Here is a 4,782-nt window from a genome sequence, read left to right as displayed (position 1 = left end):
GTGCGCAAGCTCGCCGCCGAGAACGGCGTCGACCTGTCCACCGTCAAGGGCACCGGCGTCGGCGGCCGTATCCGCAAGCAGGACGTCATCGCCGCCGCCGAGGCCGCGAAGGCCGCCGCCGCTGCCCCGGCTCCGGCCGCGGCCGCCGCTCCGGTCACCGGCAAGAAGGCCCCGGTGCTGGAGACCTCGCCGCTGCGCGGTCAGACCATCAAGATGCCGCGGATCCGCAAGGTCATCGGCGACAACATGGTCAAGGCCCTGCAGGAGCAGGCCCAGCTTTCCTCGGTCGTCGAGGTCGACGTCACGCGTCTGATGAAGCTGCGCGCCCGGGCCAAGGACTCCTTCGGGGCCCGGGAGGGCGTGAAGCTCTCCCCGATGCCGTTCTTCGTCAAGGCCGCGGCCCAGGCGCTGAAGGCGCACGCGCCGATCAACGCCAAGATCAACGAGGCCGAGGGGACCATCACCTACTTCGACACCGAGAACGTCGGTATCGCGGTGGACTCCGAGAAGGGCCTGATGACCCCGGTCATCAAGAACGCCGGTGACCTCAACCTCGCCGGTATCGCCAAGGCCACGGCGGAGCTCGCGGGCAAGGTCCGCGCCAACAAGATCACCCCGGACGAGCTGTCCGGCGCGACCTTCACCATCAGCAACACCGGTTCGCGCGGCGCGCTCTTCGACACGATCATCGTGCCGCCGGGCCAGGTCGCCATCCTCGGCATCGGCGCCACGGTCAAGCGCCCCGCCGTCATCGAGACGGAGGAGGGCACGGTCATCGGCGTCCGCGACATGACGTACCTGACCCTGTCCTACGACCACCGCCTGGTGGACGGCGCCGACGCGGCCCGCTACCTGACGGCGGTCAAGGCCATCCTGGAGGCGGGCGAGTTCGAGGTCGAGCTCGGCCTCTGATTCTCCGCCGCTACGGCTGTACGGTGCCCCGTCCGGATTTTCCGGGCGGGGCACCGTCGTACCCAAGGGGCGCGGGGAACCGCGCGAGCAACCACTACGGCGCAGCAGCCGAACGACGAACTCACACCCCCCGTGTAAGTCTCGTCTCACCTGCACCAAGACACCCCCACCCACCCCGCCCACGGAGCGACCCGGCCTTATTGTCTAAACGTCAAACCCCCTTAAGGAGCTCACATGACCGCGCCCGTCATCCACTCGCTGCGCGAGCAGATCCGCGAGCACATCCTGGAGGGGATCATCAGCGGACGCTGGCAGCCGGGCGAGCGGATCGTCGAGCGCCGGATCGCCACGGAGCTGGAGGTCAGCCAGACCCCGGTCCGCGAGGCCCTGCGCGAACTGGAGTCCCTGCGCCTGATCGAGTCCGCCCCCAACAAGGGCGTCCGCGTACGGAACCTGACCGCCGCCGACCTGGAGGAGAGCTATCCGGTCCGGGCCGGCCTGGAGGCCATCGCGGCGGAGCTGGCGGCCCAGGGTCTGGCGGAGGACTGCTCGGCGCTGGAACCGCACGTCAACGCCCTGTACGAGGCCGACCGCAGGTCGGACGGCACGGCGCAGGTCCGCCACACCGTCGCCTTCCACCGCGAACTGGTCCGCGCGGCGGGCAACTCCGTCCTGCTGCACACCTGGGAAGGCCTCGGCATCGAGGTGTTCACGGCCCTGTCGATCCGTTGGCTGGGCACCCAGCAGCAGTCGTACGCGGAGGAGCACGAGGAACTGGTCGCCGCCTTCAAGCGCAGCGACCCCCGGATCGCCGAACTGGTGAAGGCCCACGTCCTGGGCTGCGCGCCCAGGGCGTGACACTCGAGCGCATCCCCGCTCATACGCCTCCGACCTGCGAAAACCCGCCCAAATCCCGTCACCGCGTGCCATCGGCGGAGGCACCGCGTGCCGACTTTCTCGTGATCAAGAGGTTTTGTCGCTCAACCCTTTGATCGATCATCGATCAAAGGGTTACAGTCACCGACGGGCCACGCGGCGGAAGCCGCACGGTGTCACAGCACCAGAGGCCTACGCCCTGTCCTGCCAAAGACAAAGGGCACCCCCGAACCCTTACCGATGAGGGAACCCCCTTCGACTGAGGAAGGCGGCGACATGACCGACCCCAAAGCCATCCAGCCGAGCGAGCTCGACCAGCTCCCGGACCGGGACCCGGAGGAGACCGCCGAATGGCAGGCCTCCCTGGACGCGGTGACCGAGGCGGCCGGACCGCACCGCGCCGCATACCTCATGCGGCGCACGCTGGAGCGCGCCGAGGGCGCCGGCATCGCGCTGCCGAAGCTCCTCGAGACCGACTACGTCAACTCCATCCCCACCGCCGCCGAGCCGGGCGTGCCCGGTGACGAGGCGATGGAGCAGCGGATCACCGCGTGGAACCGCTGGAACGCGGCCGCGATGGTGACCCGGGGCAGCAAGTACGGCGTCGGCGGCCACATCGCCACCTTCGCCTCGGCGGCCTGGCTCTACGAGACCGGCTTCAACCACTTCTTCAAAGGCAAAGAGGACGACGGTTCCGGCGACCAGCTCTACATCCAGGGCCACGCCTCCCCCGGCATCTACGCCCGCGCCTTCCTCGACGGCCGGCTGAACGAGACCCAGCTCGACAACTTCCGCCGGGAGGCGGGCGGCGACGGCCTGCCGTCCTACCCGCACCCGCGCCGGCTGCCCTGGCTGTGGGAGTTCCCGACGGTCTCCATGGGCCTCGGCCCCCTGTCGGCCATCTACCAGGCGCGCTTCAACCGCTACCTCGCCAACCGCGGCATCAAGGACACCGCCGGTTCGCACGTGTGGGCGTTCCTCGGCGACGGCGAGATGGACGAGCCCGAGTCGACGGCGGCCCTCGCGCTGGCGGCCCGTGAGGAGCTCGACAACCTCACGTTCGTCATCAACTGCAACCTGCAGCGCCTCGACGGCCCGGTCCGCGCCAACTTCAAGATCGTGCAGGAGCTGGAGGCCCAGTTCCGCGGCGCCGGCTGGAACGTCGTCAAGACGCTGTGGGGCACGGCCTGGGACGAGCTGTTCCAGCTCGACACCACCGGCGCGCTCGTACGCCGCCTGCGTCAGGTACCGGACGCGCAGATCCAGACGTACCAGACGCGCGACGCCGCCTACATCCGCCAGGACTTCTTCGGCGGCGACCCGGCGCTCGTGGAGCTGGCGAAGCTGCTGAGCGACGACAAGATCCTCGAGTGTTTCCACCTCTCGCGCGGTGGTCACGAGGCGCGCAAGGTGTACGCCGCCTACCGTGCGGCCGTCGAGCACAAGGGCGCGCCGACCGTGATCCTGGCCCAGACGGTCAAGGGCCACACCCTCGGCGAGGGCTTCGCGTCGAAGAACGCCAACCACCAGATGAAGAAGCTGACGGTGGACGAGTTCAAGAACATGCGCGACCTGCTCGAACTGCCGGTCAAGGACAGCGACTTCGTGGACGGCGTGGTGCCCTACGGCCACCCGGGCGCCGACTCCCCCGAGGTCCGCTACCTCCAGGAGCGCCGTGCCGCGCTCGGCGGTCCGGCCCCGGCCCGGCGCGTGCACCCGGTCGCCCCGCTGCCCGCCCCGGCGGAGAAGGCGTTCGCGTCCTTCGACAAGGGCTCCGGCTCGCAGAACGTGGCGACGACGATGGCGTTCGTCCGTCTGGTCAAGGACCTGGTCCGCGACAAGGAGACGGGCAAGCGCTGGGTGCCGATCGTCCCGGACGAGGCGCGCACCTTCGGTATGGAGTCGCTGTTCCCCTCGCTCGGCATCTACTCGCCGAAGGGCCAGACGTACGAGCCGGTCGACCGTGACCAGCTCATGTACTACAAGGAGGCCAAGAACGGCCAGATCCTCAACGAGGGGATCACCGAGGCCGGTTCGATGGCCGACTTCATCGCCGCTTCGACGTCGTACGCGACGCACGGCGAGACGATGATCCCGTTCTACATCTTCTACTCGATGTTCGGCTGGCAGCGCACGGCCGACCAGATGTGGCAGCTCGGCGACCAGCTCGGCCGCGGCTTCCTCGTCGGCGCCACGGCCGGCCGCACCACCCTGACCGGTGAGGGCCTCCAGCACGCCGACGGCCACTCCCCCGTCATCGCGGCGACCAACCCGGCGGCCCTGTCGTACGACCCGGCGTTCGCCTACGAGGTCGCGGCCATCGTCAAGGACGGTCTGCGCCGGATGTACGGCGAGGCGGCCCCGGGTGAGGACCAGAACGTCTTCTACTACCTGACCGTCTACAACGAGCCGATGCCGCAGCCGGCGAAGCCGTCCGTGGACGGGGTCGACGAGGGCATCGTCAAGGGCCTGTACCGCTTCAACACGGCGGAGTCGGCGGGCATCACGCCCCCGGCCAACGCCCCGCGGATCCAGCTCCTCGGCTCCGGTACGGCGATCCACTGGGCGCTCAAGGCGCAGCAGCAGCTCGCCGAGGAGTGGGGCGTGGCGGCCGACGTGTGGTCGGCGACGTCCTGGGGCGAGCTGCGCCGGGACGCGCTGGAGGCGGACGAGGCGCTGCTGCGCGGCGAGGAGCGGGTGCCGTTCGTGCGGCAGGCGCTCCAGGGCGCCGAGGGCCCGGTGCTGGCGGTCTCCGACTACATGCGCCAGGTCCCGGACCAGATCGCGCAGTGGGTCGAGCAGGACTGGTCCTCGCTGGGCGCCGACGGCTTCGGCCTCTCGGACACCCGTGAGGCGGCCCGCCGCCACTTCGGCGTGGACGCCGAGTCCATCGTCGTCGCGGCCCTGGCCCAGCTCGCCAAGCGCGGCGAGGTCAAGGCGACGGCCGTGAAGGAAGCGCGCGAGAAGTACGGTCTGTAAGGACCGGTGATCAGC

At 69.7% G+C, this 4,782-nt stretch carries 3 protein-coding genes; all 3 read left to right on the top strand.

Annotation, left to right across the window (positions count from 1 at the left end; translation table 11 throughout):
* On the top strand, positions 1-912 hold a 912-nt coding region (locus ACFTZL_RS41150; protein ID WP_382594581.1), incomplete at its 5' end, for a 2-oxo acid dehydrogenase subunit E2.
* Between the two features lie 234 nt (positions 913-1,146).
* The gene (locus ACFTZL_RS41145) at positions 1,147-1,770 is read left to right on the top strand and encodes a GntR family transcriptional regulator (RefSeq protein WP_382594579.1); all 624 of its coding nucleotides are present in this window, start codon (positions 1,147-1,149) and stop codon (positions 1,768-1,770) included.
* 294 nt (positions 1,771-2,064) lie between these two features.
* A complete protein-coding gene (aceE, locus tag ACFTZL_RS41140) occupies positions 2,065-4,767 on the top strand; it encodes a pyruvate dehydrogenase (acetyl-transferring), homodimeric type (protein WP_382594576.1) in 2,703 nt (900 codons plus the stop codon).
* Positions 4,768-4,782: the final 15 nt, after the last annotated feature.

This window comes from Streptomyces sp. NPDC056948 (assembly GCF_042674225.1).
Classification (GTDB): Bacteria; Actinomycetota; Actinomycetes; order Streptomycetales; family Streptomycetaceae; genus Streptomyces; species Streptomyces purpurascens.
The sequence above is the reverse complement of the archived record's forward strand: the minus strand, read 5'-3'. Positions and strand labels throughout refer to the sequence as shown.

Bases quoted from the DNA above. Each gene is read 5' to 3' on its own strand.
- aceE (WP_382594576.1), top strand. From the start codon at position 2,065: ATGACCGACCCCAAAGCCATCCAGCCGAGCGAGCTCGACCAGCTCCCG.
- ACFTZL_RS41145 (WP_382594579.1), top strand. From the start codon at position 1,147: ATGACCGCGCCCGTCATCCACTCGCTGCGCGAGCAGATCCGCGAGCAC.